Source organism: Roseateles sp. NT4, assembly GCF_051857475.1.
In the GTDB taxonomy this organism is placed as follows: Bacteria; Pseudomonadota; Gammaproteobacteria; order Burkholderiales; family Burkholderiaceae_C; genus Pelomonas.
The window spans coordinates 1,742,165-1,764,728 of the sequence record NZ_JBPZGZ010000001.1 but is presented as its reverse complement, the minus strand read 5'-3'; the positions used below and the strand labels follow the sequence as shown (position 1 = coordinate 1,764,728).

At 67.9% G+C, this 22,564-nt stretch carries 22 protein-coding genes; 19 read left to right on the top strand and 3 right to left on the bottom strand.

The features are described from left to right. From lpxB to ACS5PN_RS08225, 12 genes are all read left to right on the top strand, one after another. On the top strand, positions 1 to 1,125 hold the full coding sequence (lpxB, locus tag ACS5PN_RS08280) for a lipid-A-disaccharide synthase (protein WP_439463449.1): 1,125 nt from the start codon (positions 1 to 3) through the stop codon (positions 1,123 to 1,125). Then, positions 1,097 to 1,714: a ribonuclease HII gene (gene rnhB, locus ACS5PN_RS08275; protein WP_439463448.1), complete on the top strand. Its 618-nt coding sequence runs from the start codon at positions 1,097 to 1,099 to the stop codon at positions 1,712 to 1,714. Before lpxB ends, rnhB begins: the two co-directional genes overlap by 29 nt. Further along, on the top strand, positions 1,711 to 2,487 hold the full coding sequence (locus ACS5PN_RS08270; RefSeq protein ID WP_439463447.1) for a TrmH family RNA methyltransferase: 777 nt from the start codon (positions 1,711 to 1,713) through the stop codon (positions 2,485 to 2,487). Before rnhB ends, ACS5PN_RS08270 begins: the two co-directional genes overlap by 4 nt. Positions 2,488 to 2,589: 102 nt before the next feature. Continuing rightward, the gene (locus tag ACS5PN_RS08265; protein WP_439463446.1) at positions 2,590 to 2,775 is read left to right on the top strand and encodes a hypothetical protein; all 186 of its coding nucleotides are present in this window, start codon (positions 2,590 to 2,592) and stop codon (positions 2,773 to 2,775) included. A gap of 77 nt (positions 2,776 to 2,852) precedes the next feature. Beyond that, on the top strand, positions 2,853 to 4,880 hold the full coding sequence (locus ACS5PN_RS08260; RefSeq protein WP_439463445.1) for a PAS domain-containing hybrid sensor histidine kinase/response regulator: 2,028 nt from the start codon (positions 2,853 to 2,855) through the stop codon (positions 4,878 to 4,880). Between the two features lie 137 nt (positions 4,881 to 5,017). Next, positions 5,018 to 6,097 carry a porin gene (locus ACS5PN_RS08255; protein ID WP_439463444.1) on the top strand — a complete coding sequence of 360 codons (1,080 nt, stop codon included), beginning with the start codon at positions 5,018 to 5,020 and terminating at the stop codon, positions 6,095 to 6,097. 134 nt (positions 6,098 to 6,231) lie between these two features. Further along, the gene (hemP, locus tag ACS5PN_RS08250) at positions 6,232 to 6,420 is read left to right on the top strand and encodes a hemin uptake protein HemP (RefSeq protein ID WP_439463443.1); all 189 of its coding nucleotides are present in this window, start codon (positions 6,232 to 6,234) and stop codon (positions 6,418 to 6,420) included. A 63-nt stretch (positions 6,421 to 6,483) separates the two neighbouring features. Continuing rightward, entirely contained in the window at positions 6,484 to 7,644 is a 1,161-nt protein-coding gene (locus ACS5PN_RS08245) for a DUF2325 domain-containing protein (protein ID WP_439463442.1), read from the top strand. Beyond that, positions 7,641 to 8,024: a hypothetical protein gene (locus ACS5PN_RS08240; protein ID WP_439463441.1), complete on the top strand. Its 384-nt coding sequence runs from the start codon at positions 7,641 to 7,643 to the stop codon at positions 8,022 to 8,024. Before ACS5PN_RS08245 ends, ACS5PN_RS08240 begins: the two co-directional genes overlap by 4 nt. 74 nt (positions 8,025 to 8,098) lie before the next feature. Further along, positions 8,099 to 9,358, top strand: a complete 1,260-nt coding sequence (gene glgC, locus ACS5PN_RS08235) for a glucose-1-phosphate adenylyltransferase (protein WP_439463440.1) — start codon at positions 8,099 to 8,101, stop codon at positions 9,356 to 9,358. Beyond that, positions 9,358 to 10,824 (top strand): glycogen synthase GlgA, encoded by a 1,467-nt coding sequence (gene glgA, locus ACS5PN_RS08230; protein WP_439463439.1) that lies wholly within the window; start codon positions 9,358 to 9,360, stop codon positions 10,822 to 10,824. Before glgC ends, glgA begins: the two co-directional genes overlap by 1 nt. A gap of 14 nt (positions 10,825 to 10,838) precedes the next feature. Next, positions 10,839 to 11,165, top strand: coding sequence for a hypothetical protein (locus tag ACS5PN_RS08225; RefSeq protein ID WP_439463438.1), 327 nt, complete (start codon positions 10,839 to 10,841; stop codon positions 11,163 to 11,165). Here the strand turns inward: ACS5PN_RS08225 and ACS5PN_RS08220 are convergent. The 3 genes from ACS5PN_RS08220 to ACS5PN_RS08210 are packed head-to-tail and all read right to left on the bottom strand — an operon-like array spanning position 11,162 to position 14,215. Continuing rightward, the gene (locus tag ACS5PN_RS08220) at positions 11,162 to 12,049 is read right to left on the bottom strand and encodes an EamA family transporter (RefSeq protein WP_439463437.1); all 888 of its coding nucleotides are present in this window, start codon (positions 12,047 to 12,049) and stop codon (positions 11,162 to 11,164) included. The two genes, ACS5PN_RS08225 and ACS5PN_RS08220, sit on opposite strands and share 4 nt — an antisense overlap. Continuing rightward, a complete protein-coding gene (gene ppsR, locus ACS5PN_RS08215; RefSeq protein WP_439463436.1) occupies positions 12,049 to 12,870 on the bottom strand; it encodes a posphoenolpyruvate synthetase regulatory kinase/phosphorylase PpsR in 822 nt (273 codons plus the stop codon). The genes ACS5PN_RS08220 and ppsR overlap by 1 nt, the downstream gene beginning before the upstream one ends. A gap of 46 nt (positions 12,871 to 12,916) precedes the next feature. After that, positions 12,917 to 14,215, bottom strand: a complete 1,299-nt coding sequence (locus tag ACS5PN_RS08210) for an HD-GYP domain-containing protein (RefSeq protein ID WP_439463435.1) — start codon at positions 14,213 to 14,215, stop codon at positions 12,917 to 12,919. Between the two features lie 309 nt (positions 14,216 to 14,524). Here ACS5PN_RS08210 and ppsA point away from each other — a divergent pair, with 309 nt between their 5' ends. The 7 genes from ppsA (at position 14,525) to dnaB (ending at position 22,396) form a co-directional block, all read left to right on the top strand. Continuing rightward, the gene (ppsA, locus tag ACS5PN_RS08205) at positions 14,525 to 16,921 is read left to right on the top strand and encodes a phosphoenolpyruvate synthase (RefSeq protein WP_439463434.1); all 2,397 of its coding nucleotides are present in this window, start codon (positions 14,525 to 14,527) and stop codon (positions 16,919 to 16,921) included. A 73-nt stretch (positions 16,922 to 16,994) separates the two neighbouring features. Then, on the top strand, positions 16,995 to 19,043 hold the full coding sequence (locus ACS5PN_RS08200; RefSeq protein ID WP_439463433.1) for a sodium:solute symporter family protein: 2,049 nt from the start codon (positions 16,995 to 16,997) through the stop codon (positions 19,041 to 19,043). A 264-nt stretch (positions 19,044 to 19,307) separates the two neighbouring features. Then, entirely contained in the window at positions 19,308 to 19,670 is a 363-nt protein-coding gene (rpsF, locus tag ACS5PN_RS08195) for a 30S ribosomal protein S6 (protein ID WP_119045492.1), read from the top strand. 51 nt (positions 19,671 to 19,721) lie between these two features. Beyond that, a complete protein-coding gene (gene priB / locus ACS5PN_RS08190) occupies positions 19,722 to 20,015 on the top strand; it encodes a primosomal replication protein N (protein WP_439463432.1) in 294 nt (97 codons plus the stop codon). A 43-nt stretch (positions 20,016 to 20,058) separates the two neighbouring features. Then, positions 20,059 to 20,349, top strand: coding sequence for a 30S ribosomal protein S18 (gene rpsR / locus ACS5PN_RS08185; RefSeq protein WP_119045494.1), 291 nt, complete (start codon positions 20,059 to 20,061; stop codon positions 20,347 to 20,349). A gap of 12 nt (positions 20,350 to 20,361) precedes the next feature. After that, positions 20,362 to 20,814, top strand: a complete 453-nt coding sequence (gene rplI / locus ACS5PN_RS08180; protein ID WP_439463431.1) for a 50S ribosomal protein L9 — start codon at positions 20,362 to 20,364, stop codon at positions 20,812 to 20,814. A 157-nt stretch (positions 20,815 to 20,971) separates the two neighbouring features. Further along, positions 20,972 to 22,396, top strand: coding sequence for a replicative DNA helicase (gene dnaB, locus ACS5PN_RS08175; protein ID WP_439463430.1), 1,425 nt, complete (start codon positions 20,972 to 20,974; stop codon positions 22,394 to 22,396). Positions 22,397 to 22,564 lie beyond the last annotated feature (168 nt).

The window sequence follows — 22,564 nt, the reverse complement described above, 5'->3', positions numbered from 1 at the left end:
ATGCAGACTGCGCCCCGCCTCGGCATGGTGGCCGGCGAGGCCAGCGGTGATCTGCTGGCCGGCCTGCTGCTGCAGGGCCTGCGTGCGCGCTGGCCCGAGCTGAGTAGCCAAGGAATCGGTGGCCCCAAGATGATGGCCCAGGGCTTCGAGACCTGGTGGCCGCACAGCAAGCTGTCCATCTTCGGCTATGTGGATGCGCTGCTGAACATCCGTGAACTGCTGGCCATCCGCAAGCAGCTCGGCACGCGGCTCATCTCGAGCCGGCCCGATGTCTTCATCGGCGTCGACGCGCCTGACTTCAACTTCGGCCTGGAGACGCGGCTGCGCGAGGCGGGCATCAAGACCGTCCACTTCGTCTGCCCGTCGATCTGGGCCTGGCGGCCGGAGCGCGTCGTCAAGATCAAGGCGGCGGCCGACCATGTGCTCTGCCTCTTCCCTTTCGAGCCCGAGATCCTGCACCAGGCCGGCATTGGCGCGACCTATGTGGGGCACCCGCTGGCGGACGCCATCCCGATGGAGGCACCGCGCGCGGCCGCGCGTGAGGCGCTGAAATTGCCGGAAGGCGACACCGTCATCGCGCTGCTGCCCGGCAGCCGCAAGAGCGAGATCAAGTACATCGCGCCGGCCTTGATCGGCGCGGCCAGGCTGCTGGCCCGACCGGGCCGGCGCTTCGTCATGCCCGTCGTGCCGGGCCTGCGCGGCCTCGTCGAGCCGCTGATCCAGGGCGCCGACATCCAGCTTGTCGACGGCCAGTCCCACGCGGCGCTGGCAGCCTGCGATCTGACCCTGGTCGCGAGCGGCACGGCCACGCTGGAAGCGGCGCTGTTCAAGCGCCCCATGGTCATCGCCTACCGCATGAATGCGCTGAACTGGTGGCGCATGAAGGGCCGCGGCCTGCAGCCCTGGGTCGGCCTGCCCAACATCCTGGCGCGAGAATTCCTCGTTCCCGAATTGATCCAGGACGCCTGCACGCCCGAGCGCCTCGCCCGGGAAGCCGAGACCCTGCTCGCCGATGCGCCGCGCCGGGCCGTCCTGCACGACCGCTTTGTCCAACTGCATGAGCTGCTGCGGCAAGACACCGCGCAGCGCGCCAGCGATGCGATCGCGAGCCTCATCGGTGCCTGAACAGGTGACCCTCGACTGGACACCGCCCGGCCTCGTCGCCGGCGTGGATGAGGCCGGCCGCGGGCCGCTGGCCGGTCCGGTGTTCGCGGCCGCCGTCATCCTGGACGAGCTGCAGCCCATCCAGGGCCTGGCCGACTCCAAGGTGCTGACCGCGCCCAAGCGCGCCAGGCTCTATGACGAGATCCGCGCCAAGGCCCTGTGCTTTTGCATCGCGCATGCGACGACCGAGGAGATCGACGAGATCAACATCCTGCAGGCCACCATGCTCTCCATGCAGCGGGCCGTGCACGGCCTGCGCCTCAAGCCCGTGCTGGTGCGCATCGACGGCAACCGCCTGCCCCTGCTGCCCATGGCCGCAGAGGCCATCGTGAAGGGTGATGCCACCGTGCAGGCCATTTCGGCCGCCAGCATCCTCGCCAAGGTGGCACGTGACCTGTTCTGCGAGCAGATGCACCAGAGCCATCCGCAATACGGCTTCGCCACCCACAAGGGCTATGGCACGCCCGAGCATCTGGCGGCGCTGAAGGAGCATGGCGCCAGCCCCTGGCATCGCCGCAGCTTCGCGCCGGTGAGGGAGAACCTGCGTTGAACGCGCAGATCCTGCCCGTCACCTCGCGCGACAACCCGGCCCTGGTGCGCCTGCGCAAGCTTGCGGCCGACCCGGGCGGCTATCGCAAGACCGGCAGCATCTGGATCGAGGGTGACCACCTGCTGCGCGCGGCACGCCAGCGCGGCTGGCCACTGGGCCTGGTCGTTGCAACCGAGGCCGCCATGCAAGACGAGATGCTGCGCGCGCTGGCCGAGTCCGCGACGCGTGTGCTGGTGGTGCCCACGGCCTTGTTCAAGACGCTGAGCGGCCTGGAGTCGCCGGCGCAGATCGGTGCGGAGTTGGCTCTGCCCGAGGCGCCCCGGATCGACGCCGGCGTGGCCACGGTCGTGCTGGACCGTCTGCAGGACGCTGGCAATGTCGGCGCCATCCTGCGCAGTGCGGCGGCCTTTGGCGTGCGCCAGGTGCTGGCGCTGAAGGGCACAGCGGCGCTGTGGTCGCCCAAGGTGGTGAGAGCGGGGCAGGGGGCGCATTTCGGCTTGCGCCTCATCGAATCCCTCGCGGCGGACGACCTTGCTGCATTGGCCGCGCCCATGATCGCCACCAGCTCTCACGACAGCCAGCCGCTGCACCGCGTCGCCTTGCCCAGCCCCTGCGCCTGGGTCATGGGCCATGAAGGCCAGGGTGTGTCTGCCGAGCTGATGGCGCGCTGCGCGCTGCGGGTGGGCATCCCGCAGCCGGGCGGCGAGGAGTCACTGAACGTGGCGGCAGCGGCGGCCATCTGCCTGTACGAGAGCGAGCGGCAGCGGACCTGAGGGCCGGGGCACAACAAATGAAACGCGGCCCGGCGCCGCATGCAACGCGGCTGATACGCCCGGTGCCCACAGTCAGGGTTTTCATCCCCCCGAAAGCCCCGCATGACCAAGATCCTCATCGCCGCCCTGCTCACCCTGGTGACCTGCGCCTGCGGCATCCACAGCCTGTCGGCCGAGACCGTGGCGAACAGCGAGGCTGTCCCACCGTCTTTCGACGTCGCCGTGCCTGCCCAGCAGGAGCCCGCCGACAACACGGCCCGGACCGAGGTCGTGGCGGCCCAGCGCTGACCCTGTATCGGGCTTCACGCACCTGAGAGCTGATGGGCCTCGGCTACCATCGCCGGCCTGGATCAGGGGCGGTGCTCGTGAACGAAGACGAAGGCGAACACGGACAGGCGCTGGTGTGGTCGACCGCTCATTGGGGCGACGCCGAATCGACACTGCCCGAGCTCGACAGCGAGCTGATGAAGCTGCTGCTTGAGAACATCGCTACCCGCGTTGCCGTGGTCGGCCGCGACCGCCGCTACACCTACGCCAACCGCGAGACGCTGCGCTTCATGGGCCTGACGCCCGAGCAGGTGATCGGGCGCCACATGTCCGAGGTGCTGGACGCGGGCGTCTACGAAAGCCTGGTCCCGCTGTTCGACCGCGCCTTTGCCGGCGAGTCGCTGCACCGGCGCGGCTGGACCGAGTATGCGAAGCAGGGGCGGCGCTACCGTGAGCAGTGGTATGTGCCTTACCGGCCGCGCGGCATGGCCGGCGATGCGCCGGTACAGGCCGTCGTCGTGTGCGGGCTGGACCAGACCGAGGCGCGCCTGGGCGAGCAGGAATTGGCGCGCAAGCAGGCTGAGCTGCGCACCAGCGAGGCCCTGAAGGCCGCGATCTTCGACAACGCGCTGGCCGCCCTGGTGTCCACCGATGCGGCGGGCCGCATTGTCGAATTCAACCCGTCCGCCGAGGCCATGTTCGGCCATGCACGCGCCGCTGTGCTGGGCCGGCCCGTCAGCGAGGTGCTGATCCCGCCGCGGTTTCGCGATGCCCATGAGCAGGGGCTGCAGCGCATGCAGGCGGGTGAAGGCCCTCGCGTCATCGGCAGGCGGCTCGAGATGCACGCCCTGCGGGCAGACGGCGGCGAGTTCCCGATGGAGATGGTGCTGGGGCGCACCGATGCCGAGGGCGCGGTGTTCTACACGGCCTCGATTGCCGACCTGTCGGAGCGTTTCGAGGCCGCGCGCCAGATCGAGCGCCAGCGCGAGGCCTTGCGCCAGGGCGAGAAGCTCACGGTCATGGGCAGCCTGCTGGCCGGCCTGGCGCACGAGCTGAACAACCCGCTGGCCATCGTGATGGGCCGTGCCAGCCTGCTGGAGGACAAGTGCGAGCATCTGCCCGAACTGCGTGAGGACGTCAGGCGCATGCGCGAGGCCGCGGAGCGCTGCGGCCGCATCGTGCAGACCTTCCTGAACATGGCGCGCAACCGGCCGTCGACGCGCGGCCCGGTGGCGCTGAACGGCATCGCCCGGGCGGCCGTCGAGATGCTGCAGTACGGTTATCGCAGCCATGGCATCACGCTGGAGTTGGCGCTCGACGAGACCGCGCCCGACGTCAACGCCGATGGCGACCAGATCGGCCAGGTCGTCATGAACCTGTTGATCAACGCGCAGCAGGCGCTCGCCAGCGTGCAGGGCCTGCGCCGCGTCAGCGTGCAGACCGGGCTGGAGCCGCGGCGCGCCAACCGGGAGCCGCGCGTGTGGCTGCGTGTCAGTGACAGCGGCCCCGGCGTGGCGGAGGCGGCGCGGGACCGCGTCTTCGAACCCTTCTTCACCACCAAGGCCGAAGGCATAGGCACGGGGCTGGGGTTGGCGGTGTCGCGCTCCATCGCCCGCGACCATGGCGGGGAGCTGCTGCTCGAACCAGCAGGCCTGGATGGTGGCGGCGGGGCGAGCTTCCGCTTGAGCCTGCCGATCAGCGGCCTGGCCGGTGCCGACAGCGTGCCCGGCGCGCTGCATGAGCCCGAGGCCGAGCCGTCGCTGCAGGCGCGGGTGCTGGTCGTCGACGACGAAGCCGAACTGGCCGACCTGATCCGCGAGATGCTGGAGAGCGCCGGCTATGAGGTGGCGACAGCCGAGTCCGGCGCCGTGGCGCTGGCCTTGCTGACGGAGGCGCGTTTCGACGCCATCGTCTCCGACCTGCGCATGCCCGTGATGGACGGCGCCGGCCTGTGGCGGGAGGTGTCGGCGCGACACCCGTCACTGGCCCGCCGCATGCTGTTCGTCACCGGCGACACGCTCTCGCCCGATGCGGCCGAGTTCCTGCGCCGTGCGCGCTGCGCGGCCCTGGACAAGCCTTTCTCCAAGGCAGCCCTGCTGGCGCAGGTTGCGGAGTTGCTGCGCTGACTTTGACGGCGCGTCATTGACAGCAATTCCGGAACAGTCCGTTCCAGGCTCTCGGTCTTTTGATCTTCGGGTCGTCCCCGATGTCCTTCTCCGTGCGGTGGCGCTTCAGCCGCCGCAAGACATCGAAGGACATGACCATGAAGTACAAGACTTTCGCTCTCTCCGCCCTGGCTCTGGCTGCCAGTTCTGCTGCCTTCGCCCAGTCTTCGGGCCCTCAGGTGAACCTCTACGGCATCCTCGATGCCAATGTGCAGGTGCTCGACGGCGCGTCCAAGCAGACGCGCGTGCAGTCCGGTGGATTGCAGGGTTCGCGCTTCGGCCTGCGCGGCAGTGAAGACCTGGGCGGCGGCCTGAAGGCCTTCTTCACGCTGGAGTCGGGCATCAATGTCGACGACGGCAGCTATGGCCAGAACACCTTCTGGGGCCGCCAGGCTTTTGTCGGCCTCGCCACGCCCTATGGCAAGGTCTCGCTGGGCCGCCAATACGGCAGCGTCTACACGCTGACGAATGAATTCAGCCAGTTCTCCAACGTCGGTACCGGCGCCAGCACCGCCGTCATCGGTGGCTTCGGCGGCTACGAGCCCGTGCGAGGCGGCAATGGCTCGGCCACCGGCAACGGCGGCCCGGCCCGCGTCAACAACTCGGTGAAGCTGGAATCGCAGAACTACAGCGGATTCAGCGCCGGTGCCCTGTGGGGCATGGGCGAGGTGGCTGGCGACACCAAGGGCAACCGCGTGGCCGACGTCTACGGCCGCTACACCGGCCACGGTGTCGATGCCATGCTGTCCGTCGTTGACGACAAGGCCAATGCGCTGGGCCAGAACCTGCGCACGGTGTCTGCTGCAGCGGCCTATGACTGGAACAGCTTCCGCTTCAACGGCGGCGTGATGGAGGTCAACGACCGCAGCGTTGCCGACCGCGACGGCAAGGGCTACTGGCTGGGTGCCAGCTACCGCATGGGCCAGCACCTGTTCAAGGGCCAGTATGTCGAAAGCAAGAACGACGGCGCTTTGCTGGACGGCAAGACCCAGGCCTTCGGCGTCGGCTACCAGTACGACCTGTCCAAGCGCACGGCGCTGTACAGCTCGGTGACCCGCTTCAAGAACGAGGGCGTGGGCTATGTGGACCGCGCTGCCGGCTCCATCCCGGTGGGCCTGACCAACGCCAACGACCGCAACCTGACCGAAGTCGTGGCCGGCATCCGCCACAGCTTCTGAAGGGACCTCTCCTCCCAGGCACGTGCTCCCATCCCCGCGTGCCTTTCAGCCCGCCTCTCGAGGCGGGCTTTTTTTGTTTTATGGCTGCCGCGACGTTGCTTGCAATCGAGAATGATTCTCATTACAGTGAGCGCATGCTTGCTGATTCCCCATCCCCCCAACCTCCGGTGCGGCCTGTCGCAGCGGCCCTGGGCGTGGGCCAGGCCCGCCAGATCGACAGCGCCACGCTGCTCGGTCCCAAGGGCGAGGTCTTCATCGTCCATCACGAGCAGGTCTATCGCCTGCGCGTCACGGCCCAGGGCAAGCTGATCCTGACCAAGTAAGCCTCCCCTTTCCCCGCGCCAGCCAGCCGTCGCCCGCCCGCGCCTGCCCCAGGAGCCTCTCGAATGGCTGACTACTGCTGCGCTGCGCACGCGGCCATCCCCCTCGCCACCGGTTCACGCCGCCGCCGCCTCTGGGAGCTCGGCAGCCATTCGCATTGCCCCGTCGTCGGCGTCTGCGTGCCGCTGGAGCGCGTGCGCGTGCTGGCCAAGAAGCTGCTGGTGCTGCAGGGCGACGAGGACGACTACACGCTGCACTGCAGCCTCGTCACCGCCGCCGCGCGCCGCAACGCCGTGTCCGAGGCGCTGCAGAAGGACCTGGAGCAACGCTTCGCGCTGGACCTGCGCAACGCCGCCCAGGCCAAATGCCGCGAGAGCCTGATGACGTGGTGGCGCAACCGCGCGGCCCAGGGCGAGATCGCCGGCGCGCTGTGGGCGACGCTGACGCATGCGCGTTGCGACGAATGGCTGGAGATGCGCGTGCTGGGCCAGGTGCATATGCTGCAGCACCAGGTCGGCGCCGCCCAGCGCGTGGACATTGCCCGCCACCGCGAGCTGTCCACCGAGCACCAGGCGCTGGCGCGCGACTACGCCGAAGTGCAGCAACGCGTGACCGGCTGGAGCCAGGAGCGCGCCCGCGAACAGCAGTCCTGGGAACAGGAACGCATGCAGTTCCGCGCGGCGCAGATCAGCCTCCAGACGCAACTGGCCCAGGCACATGAGCAACTCGCCCATTGGCAGGCCGCGCGACCCGATCTGCCCGAGCGCGAGACCCTGCGGGAGCGCCTGGCTGAACAGCTGGAGCGCAACCAGGCGCTGCAGCGCGAGGTCAACCGATTGGCGTCGCGCACGCCTGCGGAAGTCGTGGAGCCTGCGCCGCTCGTGGAGGAAGAGCTGCCGGCCGAACCGGTCAAGCTGGAGCACCGCGTCGTGCTCTGCGTCGGCGGGCGTGGTGGCAGCGTGCCCCAGTACCGCCAGGCGGTGGAGGGCTGCGGCGCGCAGTTCCTGCACCACGACGGCGGCAGCGAGCACAAGCCGGCCCAGCTCGAGCCCCAGCTCGCCGCCGCCGACCTCGTCATCTGCCAGACCGGCTGCATCAGTCACGACGCCTACTGGCGTGTGAAGGACCATTGCAAGCGCCATGGCAAGCGTTGCGTCTTTGTCGAGACGCCCAGCCGCAGCGCCTTCGAGCGTGCGCTGGCCCAGGCCGCGACGGAGGCCGCATGAACGAGCTGTCGCCCGTCTCGGCCCATGCGTTGAAACGCTGGGACCGCATCGCCCTCGGCGTGCGCCTGGCCTACAACCCCGCCAAGCCCTGCGTCATCGCCTGCTATATCGGCGTGGGTCGCAAGCTGGTCGAAGCTGGCCTGGTGCCCGAAGTGGAAGCGGAGCAGCGCATGTTCCGCCTGCTGCTGCAGGCCGCCACCGACCTCGCCTTGCCCTGGGCCTGGCGCCACCACTGCCTGAGCTATGCCGTGCACCCGCTGGCACGCCTGACGACGCTGCTGGCTGCAGACCCTTTTGCGGTCACGCGTCTGCACGCGCGTTGGGAGCTGGCGCAACAGCAACTGCCAGCGACACCCGGCGCGGCCACTGCCGAAGGCTGAGGGGAAGCCCGCCTGCGATGCGGTGAGACACTGGGCCAAACTGCAAGCGTTTGCAGCCCAGCGGAGATCGGTCCATGCCCCCCGTCGCCTCGCCCCATCAGCTCGCGCGCCGCGCGATTGCCCTCGTCCTGGCCGGCGGCCGTGGCTCGCGCCTCAAGCAGCTGACCGATTCGCGCGCCAAGCCGGCCGTCTATTTCGGCGGCAAGTTCCGCATCATCGATTTCGCGCTGAGCAACTGCGTCAACAGCGGCATCCGCCGCATCGGCGTCGTCACGCAGTACAAGAGCCATTCGCTGCTGCGCCACATCCAGCGCGGCTGGAGCTTTCTGCGCGCCGAGCTGAACGAGACGGTCGACCTGATGCCGGCCCAGCAGCGCACCGACGACGAGAGCTGGTACCGCGGCACCGCCGATGCGGTGTTCCAGAACCTCGACATCGTGCAGAGCACCGGCGCCGACTACATCGTCGTGCTGGCTGGTGACCACATCTACAAGATGGACTACTCGTCCATGCTGGTCGACCACGTGGCGACGAGAGCGGGATGTACGGTGGGCTGCATCGAGGTGGCCAAGATGGAAGCCAGCGCCTTTGGCGTGATGGCGGTCGACGGCGAGCGCCTCATCACCGCCTTCAAGGAAAAGCCCGCCGACCCGCCCTGCATCCCCGGCCGCGAGGGCGTCTGCCTGGCCAGCATGGGCATCTACATCTTCAACGCCGACTACCTCTATCGCCTGCTGGCCGAGGATCTGGCAGATCCCAACTCCAGCCACGACTTCGGCAAGGACGTGATTCCCAAGGTCGTCGGCGAGCAGCGTGCCGTGGCCCATCCCTTCAGCATGAGCGTCATCCACAACCCCAACGGCGCGCCGCCCTATTGGCGCGACGTGGGCACGCTGGACGCCTTCTGGGCCGCCAATCTCGACCTGGCCTCCATCAGCCCCGAACTCGACATCTACGACACCGACTGGCCGATCTGGACCTACCAGCGCCAGTTGCCGCCGGCCAAGTTCATCCCCGATCACAACGGCATGCACGGCATGACGGTCAACACCATCGTCAGCGCCGGTTGCATCGTGTCGGGCTCGCACGTCGTGCAGTCGGTGCTGTTCAACAACGTGCGCATCCGTTCCTTCTGCAACATCCACCAGTGCGTGCTGCTGCCCGGCGTGGAGATCGGGCGGCACTGCCGGCTGACCAAGGTCATCGTCGACCGCGGCTGCGAGATCCCGGATGGCCTGGTCGTCGGCGAGGATGCGAAGCTGGACGCTGAGCGTTTCGAGCGCACCGAGAACGGCGTCGTGCTGATCACAAAGCAGATGCTGGCCAAACTTTGATGCGCGTCCTGCAGGTCAGCGCGGAGCTGTTTCCGCTGTTGAAGACCGGCGGCCTGGCCGACGTGGCCGGCGCCTTGCCCGTGGCCCTGGCAGCGGGCGGCGCCGAGCCGCGCCTGCTGGTGCCGGGCTTTCCGGCCATCCGCGAATCGCTGGTGAATGAATGCGCCGTCGCACCCGTGGCCCTGCCGTGGAGCGAGGGCAGGGCTGCGCTTCTGCGCGGCCGCCTGCCGGGCTTTGACATGCCGGTCTATGTGCTGGATGCGCCGGGCCTGTTCGACCGCCCCGGCAACCCCTATGGCGATGCCGCCGGCGTGGCCTATGCCGACAACCACCGCCGCTTCGCGCTGCTGGGCCTGGCCGCCGCGCGCCTGGCCGAAGGCGTGGACGCGGCCTGGCGGCCGCAGATCGTGCATGCCCACGACTGGCATGCCGGCCTGGCCTGCGCCCACATCGCTGCCAGCCGTTCGCGCCGCCGCACCGAGGCGCGCACGGTCTTCACCGTGCACAACCTGGCATACCAGGGCCTGTTCCCGGCCGACCATTTCTGCGACCTCGGCCTGCCGCCTGCTCACTACGCCGTCGAAGGCGTGGAGTTCTACGGCCAGGTCAGCTTCATGAAGGCCGGTCTGCATTTCGCCGATGCGATCACGACGGTCAGCCCGACGTATGCGCGCGAGATCCAGACCTCCGAGCAGGGCTGCGGCCTGGACGGCCTGCTGCGTCATCGCGCCGACGTGCTGCACGGCATCCTGAACGGCGTCGACTACGCCGTCTGGTCGCCTGCCCACGATCGCAGCATCGCCCAGGCCTACAGCGTCGACCGCCCCGAGGGCAAGGCCGACTGCAAGGCCGCGCTGCAGCGCGAATGCGGGTTGGATGTGAAAGCGGAGGCGCCGCTGTTCGGCATCGTCAGCCGCCTGACCGAGCAGAAGGGCCTGCCGCTGGTGCTGGAAGCCTTGAAGGACCTCATCGACGCCGGCGGCCAGCTCGTCATTCTCGGCAGCGGCGATGCCCGCCTGGAAGCGGAGTTCGCCGCGGCTGCCGCCAGGCACCCGGGCCAGATCGCCCGCCGCACCGGCATGGACGAAGGCCTGGCCCACCGCATCTATGCAGGCAGCGACGTGATGCTGGTGCCCAGCCGCTTCGAGCCCTGCGGATTGACGCAGCTCTATGGCCTCAGCTACGGCGCGCTGCCGCTGGTGCACCGCGTTGGCGGCCTGGCCGACACCATCGTCGACACGACGCTGGAAGACCTGGCCGCTGGCACGGCAACCGGTTTTGTCTTCAACGCTTTCAATGCCGATGCCTACCGCCGCGCGCTGCGCCGGGCCTTTGCGTTGTGGAGTCGGCCCGAGTACTGGGGGCGGGTGCGGCAGGCGGCGATGCGCCAGCACTTTGGCTGGGACGATGCGGCGCTGCGCTACCTGGCGGTCTATCGCGACGTCATCCCGGCGGGCAGCTTCTGAGCCATCATTCCGCCATGAGCCAAGCCATTCCCGACCGCATCCAGGAAATCCTCGACGAGCGCGTCACCGACTTCGCGCAGGCCGCGCAGCGCCACTTCAAGACCAATGATCTGGTCGTGGTGCTGGACTTCCGCGACGAGCCCGCAGAGCTTCAGGCCGTGGCGCGCGAAGACCTGGCTGCCGCCGAGGAGCTGTCGCTGGATCTCAGGCTGAAGCTGTCCAAGCCCGCCGCGGACCTGCAGGACGTGCACGGCTCGCCCGCGCAGTCGTTCTGGTTCATCGTGATCTTTGAAGACGATGACGCGGAGTGCGGAGCGGTCAACGCGTCGATGCTGTCCTAGAGCGCCAGCGCGATCACGCCGGCCCCGATCAGCGCCGCACCGGCAATGCGCCAGCCGCGTTCACTCTCGCCCAGCAACTGACCGCCGAGCAGTGCGGCAAACAGCATGGACACCTCACGCGCCGGCGCCACGCGTGACAGCGGTGCCTCGCGCATGGCCAGCAGCACGAGGATGTAGGCCAGCGGCCCCAGGCCCGCGACGGCGAGCACACCCTTCCAGCTGCGCCTCAGTTCTGGCCAGAAAGTCTGGGGCTGGCGCAACAGGGTCGGCAGCTGCAGCGGCACGCGCAGCACGTTGCCGAAGTAGTCCAGCATCAGCGGCGACACGGCCAGCACCTTGACGGCGTAGCCGTCCAGCACGGTGTAGCTGGCGATCAGCGTGCCGGTGGCAACACCCCAGTAGACGCCGTGGCGGCGGCGGATCTGCGCAGTGGCTTCATGGTCCACGACGCCGCGTCCGATCAGGCGTGGGCCCATGGTGATGAGCAGGATGCCGCCGACGACGCCCGCCAGGCCCAGCGCGCCACTCGGGCCGAGTTGCTCGCCCAGCAGCACGACGGCCGCGAGGGCGGACAGGAAAGGCCCGCTGCCGCGCGCGACCGGATAGACGACGGTCAGGTCGCTGGCGCGGTAGCCGGCGATCAGGCAGTTGAAATAGCCCAGATGCACGACGGCGCTGGCGGCGACAAAGCCCCAGGCCAGCCACGACCAGCGCGGCAGCTCGTCCAGCCCCACCCACAGCACGGCGGGCAGCCACAGCACGCAGACGCCCAGCGCACAACTGAACACGAAATGCGTGCCGCCGCCCCAGCGCTTGGCGGCGAGGTTCCAGACGGCGTGGAGGAGGGCGGCGGTGAGGACGAGGAGAAGGGCGTGGGCCGGCATCAGTACATCAGTCGATCCGGCCGGATGTCGCGCAGGATGGTCGTCGCGATCTCTTCGATGGACTTGTGCGTGGACGACAGCCAGGAGATGCCGTCGCGCTTCATCATGGCCTCAGCCTCGTTGACTTCGTAGCGGCAGTTCAGCACGTCGGCGTATTTGCTGCCCGGGCGGCGCTCGTTGCGGATGGACGAGAGGCGCTCGGGGTCGATGGTCAGGCCGAAGCATTTGCGCTTGTGCGGCAGCAGCGGCGCGGGCAGCTTGCGGCGCTCGAAGTCCTCGGGGATCAGCGGGTAGTTGGCGGCCTTGATGCCATGCTGCATGGCCAGGTACAGCGAGGTCGGCGTCTTGCCCGAGCGCGACACGCCGACCAGGATGACGTCGGCCACGTCGAGGTTGCGTGCCGACTGGCCGTCGTCGTGGGCCAGCGAGAAATTGATGGCCTCGATGCGGTCGTGGTATTCCTTGCTCTCGGCCACGTCGGAGAAGCGGCCCACGCGGTGGTTGCTCTTGATGCCGAACTCGTCTTCCAGCGGCTCGATGAAGGTGCCGAACATGTCCATGACCCGGCCCTGGCAGTGCTCGCGCACGATCTTCAGCACGTCGCGGTCCACCAGCGTCGCGAAGACGATGGGCCGCTGGGCCTCGCGCACCGCGACTTCGTTGATCTCGGCGACCACGGCATGGGCCTTCTCGGCCGAGTCGATGAAGGGCCGGCGCACATGGCGGGCCTTGATGGCGAACTGGGCGAGGATGGAGTTGCCGAAGGTTTCGGCGGTGATGCCGGTGCCGTCAGAGACGAAGTAAACGGTTCTGGCGGTCATGGCTACTGCTCGCGAAGTTCAGGGCGAGGCCATGATATCCAGGGGCCTAGTCTTCGCCCTTCAGCTTGGCGATCAGCTCGCGCATGACGGCGCTTTCCTCGCCGGGCAGCAGGCCGGCGCGCAGCAGCGACTCGCGCTCCAGTTCGCGCAGCCGCCATTCAAGTTCACCGACGACCGTCATCAGCTCGACCTGCAGTTCGGCATCGCGCTGCTCCGACAGCACGGCCACCAGGGCGTTGGGGTCGTGGGCGTCCAGGCCGGTGCTGGAGAAGGCGGTCTGGATGCGCAGCAGGCGCTGCAGGCCCGCCTGCAGCACGGCCTTGAGCCCGGGGCGGGCCTTGGCGATGCGCTCCTCGATCCATGGCCGGGCCTCCTGAAAGCGTTTCAACCTGGCCGCGATGTTGACGACGCGCGGGATGGCCGTTTCCAGCGGCTGGGGTTCGGCGGCCTTGGCAGGCGGTGCCTGGTCGGCCAGGGCGGCAGCCGTGATGGCTTCGGTCAGCTCGCGGCTGAACTCGCCCGGGATGAGCTTGGTGGCGACGCTGGCGCGCGTCAGCGGCGTCACGCCGGTTTCGATGAGGGCCATCAGCCATTCGGCGGCAGCCAGGATCTGGCCCGCCAGGGGCAGGGCAGGGCCCTGCACGCCGCGCGGATAGCCGAAGCCGTCCAGGCGTTCATGGTGGTGCAGTACGGCGCTGGCCACGTCCTTGCCGGCGCCCGGCATGCCGCGCAGCACGCGTTCGCCGACGACGGGGTGGGAGGCCACGTGGCGCCATTCCTGCGGCCCCAGCGGCGTGCCCGGCTTCATGTATTGCGGGTCGATGTAGAGCTCGCCGACGTCGTGCAGCAGGCCGGCCAGGGCCAGCATCTTGTGCTGCTCGGTCTCGCCGGGCAACATGCGCCGCGCCAGCGCCAGGGCCAGCATGGCGACGCCAACGGTGTGCTTGAGGCGGTCACCCTGGTATTCGGCGTAGACGGTCAGCAGCGACTGCACCGGCGCGCTGAGCTTGAGCGTGGCCAGCGTCGTCGGTGCGCTGGGATAGAGGTCGTGGGCACAGAGGGCGCGCAGCAGCGGATGCTGCTCGAACAGGGCCTGGCCCAGCGGGCCGAAGCTCTCGGGCATGACACCGTCGACAACCTGGATGCAGTCTTCCAGCGGCTTCTGCAGCTTGTGCATCAGCAGGCGCTCGCGCACCTTGTCGTTGATCTGGGCGCCCTTGGCCAGCAGCTTGATGCCGTTCTGGCTGAGGATGTCCTCGGAGGCCTCGACCGTGCGCGATTCGGCGGTCTGGATCACATGGTCCAGATAGTGCGGGTTGACTTCGGGCGCGGCTTCGGTGGTCACGCGGGCATTGTGCACAGGGCAGGCGCCCGGGCGCAGGAGCGCCATCCGCAGGGTGACAACGTTTTCACGACACCCCCGAAGAGGGGACATGGCGCCGTGGCGGGACTTATTGCACAGGCTTTTCCCGTACCCAGGTGAAACCCGCAGCCTAGAATCCGCCGCAATTCCTCGCGATCAGCCCATGCGCACCTCCCTCCTCCGAGAAGAATCCAGAAATGGACGGAGCTGCGCTTGCCTTGAGCTTACGAGCTCGGCACCGGGCGCGGACGACGCGACGACACCGGTTTTTCAACCTCCCGGAGTTTTCCCATGTCCACCCTGTTCGAGGCGACCGCCCTGGTCGTACCGTTTGAGAACCTGAGGATGACCGACGTCGAGTCTGTTGGCGGCAAGAACGCCAGCCTCGGCGAAATGATCTCGCAGCTCGCCGCCAGCGGCGTGCGTGTCCCCGGAGGCTTCGCCACCACGGCGCATGCCTTCCGGCAGTTCCTCAAGCACGAGGGCCTGGACGCGCGCATCGCGGCGCGCCTCTCCACGCTCAACACCGACGACGTCCGCGCGCTGGCCGAGGCCGGCGCCGAGATCCGCGGCTGGATCGAGCACCAGCCCTTCCCGGCCGACCTGGAAGCCGGCGTGCGCGCGTCGTTTGCGCAACTGACCGCGGACAACCCCGGCGTGAGCTTCGCCGTGCGCTCGTCCGCTACCGCTGAAGACCTGCCCGACGCGTCCTTCGCCGGCCAGCAGGAAACCTTCCTGAACGTCGTCGGCATCGACGAGGTGCTGCACAAGATGCGTGAGGTGTTCGCCTCGCTCTACAACGACCGCGCCATCAGCTACCGCGTGCACAAGGGCTTCGCCCATGGCGACGTGGCCCTGTCGGCCGGCGTGCAGCGCATGGTGCGCAGCGACCTCGGCTCGGCCGGCGTCATGTTCACCATCGACACCGAGAGCGGTTTCCCCGACGTCGTCTTCATCACCTCCAGCTACGGCCTGGGCGAGACGGTGGTACAGGGCGCCGTGAACCCGGACGAGTTCTACGTCCACAAGCCCGCGCTGAAGAACGGCAAGCTGGCCATCATCCGCCGCAACCTGGGCTCCAAGCTGCTGCGCATGGAGTTCGCGTCGCCTGAAGAAAAGGCCGCCAGCGGCAAGCTGGTCAAGACGGTTGACACCGCCGTCGAGTCGCGCAACCGCTATTCGCTGAACGACGCCGAGGTCACCGAGCTGGCCCAGTACGCCATGATCATCGAGCAGCACTATGGCCGCGCGATGGACATCGAGTGGGGCCGCGACGGCGTCGACGGCAAGCTCTACATCCTGCAGGCCCGCCCCGAGACGGTGAAGAGCCAGGCCGCCGGCCAGGTCGAGCACCACTACAAGCTCAAGGCCCACAGTGCCGTGCTGGCCGAAGGCCGCGCCATCGGCCAGAAGATCGGCACCGGCCCGGTCCGCCTGGTCGACAGCGTCGCCGAGATGGAGCGCGTTCAGCCGGGCGACGTCCTCGTCACCGACATGACCGACCCGAACTGGGAGCCGGTGATGAAGCGCGCCTCGGCAATAGTCACCAACCGCGGCGGCCGCACCTGCCACGCGGCCATCATTGCGCGGGAATTGGGCATCCCGGCCGTCGTCGGCTGCGGTGACGCGACCGACAAGCTCAAGGACGGCCAGCTCGTCACCGTGGCCTGCTCGGAAGGCGACACCGGCTACATCTACGACGGCCTGCTCGAAACCGAGATCAGCGAGGTGCACCGCGGCGAGCTGCCGTACTGCCCCATCAAGATCATGATGAACGTCGGCAACCCGCAGCTGGCCTTCAACTTCGCGCAGATGCCCTCGGGCGGCGTCGGCTTGGCCCGCCTCGAGTTCATCATCAACAACAACATCGGCGTCCACCCCAAAGCCATCTTGGACTATCCGAACATCGACGCCGACCTGAAGAAGGCCGTCGAGTCGGTGGCTCGCGGCCACGCCTCGCCGCGCGCCTTCTACGTGGACAAGCTGGCCGAAGGCATTGCGACCATCGCCGCCGCCTTCTTCCCGCGCCCGGTCATCGTGCGCCTGTCCGACTTCAAGTCCAACGAGTACCGCAAGCTCATCGGCGGCAGCCGCTACGAGCCGGATGAAGAGAACCCCATGCTGGGTTTCCGCGGTGCTTCCCGCTACATCAGCGGCGAGTTCCAGGACGCCTTCGCGATGGAGTGCGAGGCCTTGAAGCGCGTGCGCAAGGAGATGGGCCTGACCAACATCGAGATCATGGTGCCCTTCGTGCGCACCGTGAAGCAGGCCGAGAAGGTCGTCACGATGCTGGCCGAGAAGGGCCTGAAGCGCGGTGTCGACGGTCTGCGCGTCATCATGATGTGCGAGGTACCGAGCAACGCCATCCTGGCCGAGCAGTTCCTGGAGCATTTCGACGGCATGTCCATCGGCTCCAACGACCTGACGCAGCTCACACTCGGTTTGGACCGCGATTCCGGCCTGGAGCAACTGGCCGGCGACTTTGACGAACGCGACCCGGCCGTCAAGGCCATGATCTCGCGCGCCATCCGCGCCTGCCGCGCCACCGGCAAATACATCGGCATCTGCGGCCAGGGCCCCAGCGACCACCCCGACTTCGCCGACTGGCTGGCCGAGGAGGGCATCGTGTCGATCTCGCTGAACCCGGACACGGTCATCGAGACCTGGCAGCGCCTGGCCGCCAAGTAAGTCTTCGCCGTTCACGATCAGCCCGGGTTCTCCGTAAGGGGAGCCTGGGCTTTTTAACGCCATCATCCGGGCCGTGCCCGCTCGCCCGCTCCACCGCCGCTACGCCCTCTTTGCGCTGAGCTTCATCGCCCTCGTCGTCGGCCTGGGCCTGGCCGAGCAGCGCGGCCTGCCCAAGGTCTGGATCGGCTACACCTTCCTCGGCACGACGGTGCTGGTCTACGCCGTCATCGGCATCCTCTGCCGCACCACCGACCCGGCCGAATACTTCGTCGCCGGCCGCAAGGTGCCGCCGCTGTACAACGGCATGGCCGCCGGTGCCGACTGGATGAGCGCGGCCAGCTTCATCGGCCTGGCCGGCACGCTGTACGCCAGCGGCTATGCCGGCCTGGCCTATGTGCTGGGCTGGACGGGCGGCTTCGTTCTCGTGGCCCTGTGCATCGCGCCCTATCTGCGGCGCTTTGGCCAGTTCACCCTCGGCGACTTCCTGGCCGAGCGCTTCGACAGCCGCGCGTTGCGCATCGTCGGGGCCTGCGCCGCCATCCTGGTGTCCTTTGTCTATCTGGTCGCGCAGATCTATGGCGTCGGCCTCATCACGACGCGGCTGACCGGCCTGGGCTTCGAGGTCGGCGTCTTCGTCGGTCTGGGCGGTGTGCTGGTCTGCTCCTTCCTGGGCGGCATGCGGGCGGTCACCTGGACCCAGGTGGCCCAGTACCTGATCATGATCCTGGCCTATCTGGTGCCGGTCATCTGGCTCAGCGTCAAGCAGACCGGTTGGCCGCTGCCCCAGCTTGTCTATGGCCAGCAGCTTCATCAGCTGGCCGAGCGCGAGCGCGAGTTGATGCGCGACCCGGGCGAACTGCAGGTGCGGGCCATCCACCAGCAGCGCGCCGACGCAGCCGCTGCCCGACTGGCCGACGTACCCCAGGCCCTGGCCGACGAGCAGGCGAGGGCGGCCGCGCAGGTGGCGGCTCTGAAAGCCGAGGATGCGCCGCTGGCCCGCATCCAGGTGGCGGAGAAGCAGCGGGCGGCCCTGCCGCGCACGCCCCACGAGGCCGAGGAGCGCTGGCGGCGCGAGCAGGCGGGCGAGGCCCTGCTGGCCCAGCCGCTGTCCGGCCTCGTGCCCCACACCCAGCCCTTTGCCGGCAACCCCGATGGCAGCCCGGCCGAGCGCGAGCAGGCCAGTGCGGCACGCCTCAACTTCATCGCCCTGGCCCTGTGCCTGATGGTCGGCACGGCCGGCCTGCCGCATCTGCTGACGCGCTACTACACAACCACTTCCGTCAGCACCGCGCGCCAGTCGGTCGCCTGGTCCCTGGTCTTCATCTGCCTGCTTTATCTGACGGCGCCGGCCCTGGCCGTCATGGTCAAGACCGAGGTCTTCAACAGCCTCGTCGGGACCTCTTTCGACCAGTTGCCGGCCTGGATTCGCCAGTGGCAGCGCGTTGACCCGGCCCTGCTGTCGGCGGTGGACCTGAATGGCGACGGCAAGCTGCAGCTGGGCGAGCTGCGCCTGCATCCCGACCTCGTCATGCTGGTCATGCCCGAACTGGGCGGCCTGCCCTATGTGATCTCTGGCATGGTCGCGGCCGGCGGCCTGGCGGCGGCGCTGTCCACGGCCGACGGCCTGCTGCTGGCCATCTCCAGCGCCCTGTCCCATGACCTCTATTACAAGGCCATCAATCCCGAGGCCTCGCGCACGCGGCGCGTCACGCTGACCAAGGCCCTGCTGCTGGCCGCGGCGCTGGCGGCGGCGGCCGTGGCTTCCAGCCGGCCGGCCGACATCCTGGCCGTCGTCACGGCGGCGTTCTCCATCGCCGGCTCGACCTTCTTCCCGGCCCTGGTGGCCGGCGTGTTCTGGCGCCGCGCCAACCGCGCGGGTGCGCTGGCCGGCATGCTGGCCGGCCTCATCGTCTGCCTGGGCTATCTCGTCCTGGCCCATCCCGGCGCGCGCGCCCTGATCGGCCTGCCCGGCCCGGCGACGCTGATCTGGGGGATACAGCCTGCCTCGGCGGGACTCTTCGGCGTGCCGGTCGGCGCCCTCGTGCTCGCCATCGTCAGCCTGCTGACGGCCGCTCCGAGCCAGCGCGACCGTGATTTCATTGACGGCTTGCGCATGCGCTAGCCCCTCGGCCAAGGAATACCTTGGCCGGTCCCCCGAGGGGACGGCGATGCTTGCCGGCTCGACCGGCAAGCACATCGCCCCAGGCGGGCCGGCTAGGGAGCGGCCCGGCGCTCGGCCCGCAAAACGTCGATTTGGCCGATTCCGCCTTCCGGGCTAGAATCCTTGGTTCCCCCTTGCCGCACCGCGTGTAGACGCCGTGGCGCGGCTTCCACAGACCGGCAGTTCATTCCGACAGCGCCGGGCTGGAATCCACAAGGAGTAAATATGCGTCACTACGAAATCGTTCTGCTGATCCATCCGGATCAAAGCGAACAAGTTCCGGCCATGCTGGAGCGCTACAAGGGCCTGATCACCACCGGTGGTGGTGTCGTGCACCGAGTCGAGGACTGGGGCCGTCGCCAGATGGCTTACCTGATCCAGAAGCTCGCCAAGGCCCATTACCTGTGCCTGAACATCGAGTGCAGCAAGGAAGTCCTGGCTGAGCTCGAGACCGGCTTCCGCTTCAACGACGCCGTGCTGCGCCACCTCACCGTGGTTCAGGACAAGGCCATCACGACCCCCTCGGTCATGATGAAGGCTGTCGAGCGCGAAGAAGCCCGCAAGGCTCCGCAACAGGAAGCGGCCTGAGCACTGCTCATCGCTAAAAGAACCAGGTTTTTCGAGCAGCGTGCTTACTGAGTGAACCAGCTTCACCTGCAGGCACAGATCCAGCAACTCGGTCTGATCCGTTACACCCCCGCCGGGCTGATGGCCCTGGACGCAAGCCTCAAGGCTGAGTCCGAAGTCATCGAAGCCGGCAAGCCGCGCAAGATCTCCCTGGAGATCAAGGCGGTCGCGGTGGGCGAGGTGGCCAAGCAGTTGCAGGCGCTGGGAGTCGGTGGCATCGCGATCTTTCGTGGCTTCCTGACCCACCAGCGCAACGGCCGGGGCTTCATCGCCCACGTCACCGTGATCGAAGCTGCTGCTCCCTGAACCCGGAATTGATTGATCCGGATAGATTTAACAGAGGTCCAACATGCCCCCTCTTCGTGGCAAAGGTCGCTTCTCTAAAGACAAGAAGCCCAAGCGCAACCAACAATCGTTGCTGTTCCGTCGCAAGCGTTTCTGCCGCTTCACCGTCGCCGGTGTCGAGCAGATCGACTACAAGGACATCGACACGCTGCGCGATTTCATCTCCGAAAACGGCAAGATCACGCCCGCTCGCCTGACCGGCACGCGCGCCTTCTTCCAGCGTCAGCTGACGGTGTCCATCAAGCGTGCGCGCTTCCTGGCCCTGCTGCCGTACAGCGACCAGCACAAGGTCTAAGGAGCTGACGACATGCAAGTGATCCTGCTCGAAAAAGTCGCCAACCTCGGCAACCTCGGCGATGTCGTCAAGGTCAAGGACGGCTACGCCCGCAACTTCCTGATCCCGACCAAGGCCGCTCGTCGCGCCACGGAAGTCGCGATCAAGGAATTCGAAGCCAAGCGCGCCGAACTGGAAAAGATCGCCGCCGCCAAGCTGGCCGAAGCCCAGAAGCTGGGTGAGAAGCTGGCCGGCTCCACGGTTCGCATCGCCCAGAAGGCCGGTGTTGACGGTCGCCTGTTCGGCTCCGTCACCAACGCCGACATCGCTGACGCGCTGACCAAGGCCGGCACCGCCGTCGCCAAGTCGCAAGTCCGCCTGCCCAACGGCCCGCTGAAGGCCGTCGGCGAGTTCCCGGTGAGCGTTGCCGCCCACACGGACGTGGTCGTCGAGATCACCGTTCAAGTCGTCGCCGAAGCTGAGTAAGCCCCGGTAAACGACTCTTGCGCTGCGGCCTGAAAAGGCCGCAACATGCAAAGAAGGCCGAAGCCTCCCCAGGTTTCGGCCTTCGGCTTTTTCGGCCTGAGTTTTCCCACGCTGCCCACCGGTTGCGCCCCGTTCGTCCACAGCTTTGTCCACAGGCATGTCCGCGATCTTTCCCGCTTCCTCCTCCGCCGTACCGCAAGACGATGAAGTCGCGCGCCTGCGCGTGCCGCCGCATTCGGTCGAGGCCGAGCAGAGCGTGCTGGGTGGCCTGCTGATCGACAACTCGGCCTGGGACGGCGCGGCCGACCTGCTCACCGAGACGGACTTCTACCGGTTCGAGCACAAGCACATCTACACGGCCATCGGCAAGCTCGTCAACGCCGGCAAGCCTGCCGACGTGGTGACGGTCTTCGATGAGCTGACGTCCGTTGGCCGCGCCGAGGAGTGCGGCGGCCTGGCCTATCTGAACGCCCTGGCCCAGAGCGTGCCGAGTGCCGCCAATCTGCGCCGTTATGCCGAAATCGTTCGCGAGCGCGCCATCCTGCGCAAGCTGGTGTCCACGTCCGACGAGATCGCCACCGCGGCCCTGAACCCCCAGGGCCGCGCCGTCACGCAAATCCTGGACGAGGCCGAGGGCAAGATCTTCAAGATCGGCGAGGAAGGCTCGCGCAGCCGCCAGGGTTTCCAGAGCATGGACAACCTGGTCGTTGCGCTGATCGATCGCGTCAACGAGCTGGCTGAGGCCGGGTACCAGGACGTGACCGGCGTGCGCACCGGCTTCTACGACCTCGACAAGCAGACGGCCGGCCTGCAGCCGGGCGACCTGATCGTGCTGGCGGCGCGCCCGTCCATGGGCAAGACGGCGTTCGCCGTCAACATCGCCGAGAACGTCGCCATCAACGAGGGCCTGCCCGTCGTCATCTACTCGATGGAAATGGGTGCCGCCCAGCTCGCCCTGCGTATGGTCGGCTCCATCGGCCGTATCGACCAAAGCCATCTGCGCACCGGCCAGCTCAAGGACGACGAATGGGGCCGCCTGTCCGAAGCCGTCGACAAGCTCGGCAAGGCCGCCATCTACATTGACGAGAGCCCGGGCCTGTCGCCCAGCGAGGTGCGTGCCCGCGCGCGTCGGCAGGCACGCATCAGCGGCCAACTCGGCCTCATCGTCATCGACTACCTGCAGCTGATGTCCGGCAGCGGCGGCGGCAGCGAGGAAAACCGTGCCACGGTGCTTGGTGAAATTTCGCGCGGCCTGAAGGCCCTGGCCAAGGAGCTGCGCTGTCCCGTCATCGCGCTGTCGCAGCTGAACCGCTCGGTGGAGCAGCGCCCCGACAAACGGCCCATGATGTCCGACCTGCGCGAATCCGGCGCCATCGAGCAGGACGCGGACATCATCATGTTCATCTACCGCGACGAGTACTACACCAAGGACGAGTGCAAGGAACCGGGTGTGGCCGAGATCATCATTGCCAAGCAGCGTAACGGCCCGGTGGGCACGGTGAAGCTGATGTTCCAGCGCATGCACACCAAGTTTGAGAACCTGGCGCCGGGTTACGTCGGCGTGGAGCGGGACGAATACTGATTCTGCGCAGCCAGTCGCCCAGCCTGGGCCACCGATGCATCACGCTTCGGTGGCCTTTTCGCTTCTCGTGGCTCGTCAGCGCAAGGCATCTGCTCACGAGCGCTTAGGCCAAGTCCTACACCTTGGAGCCGGATCCACGGCGAGAGTGCTGACAGGCGCCCGATGGTT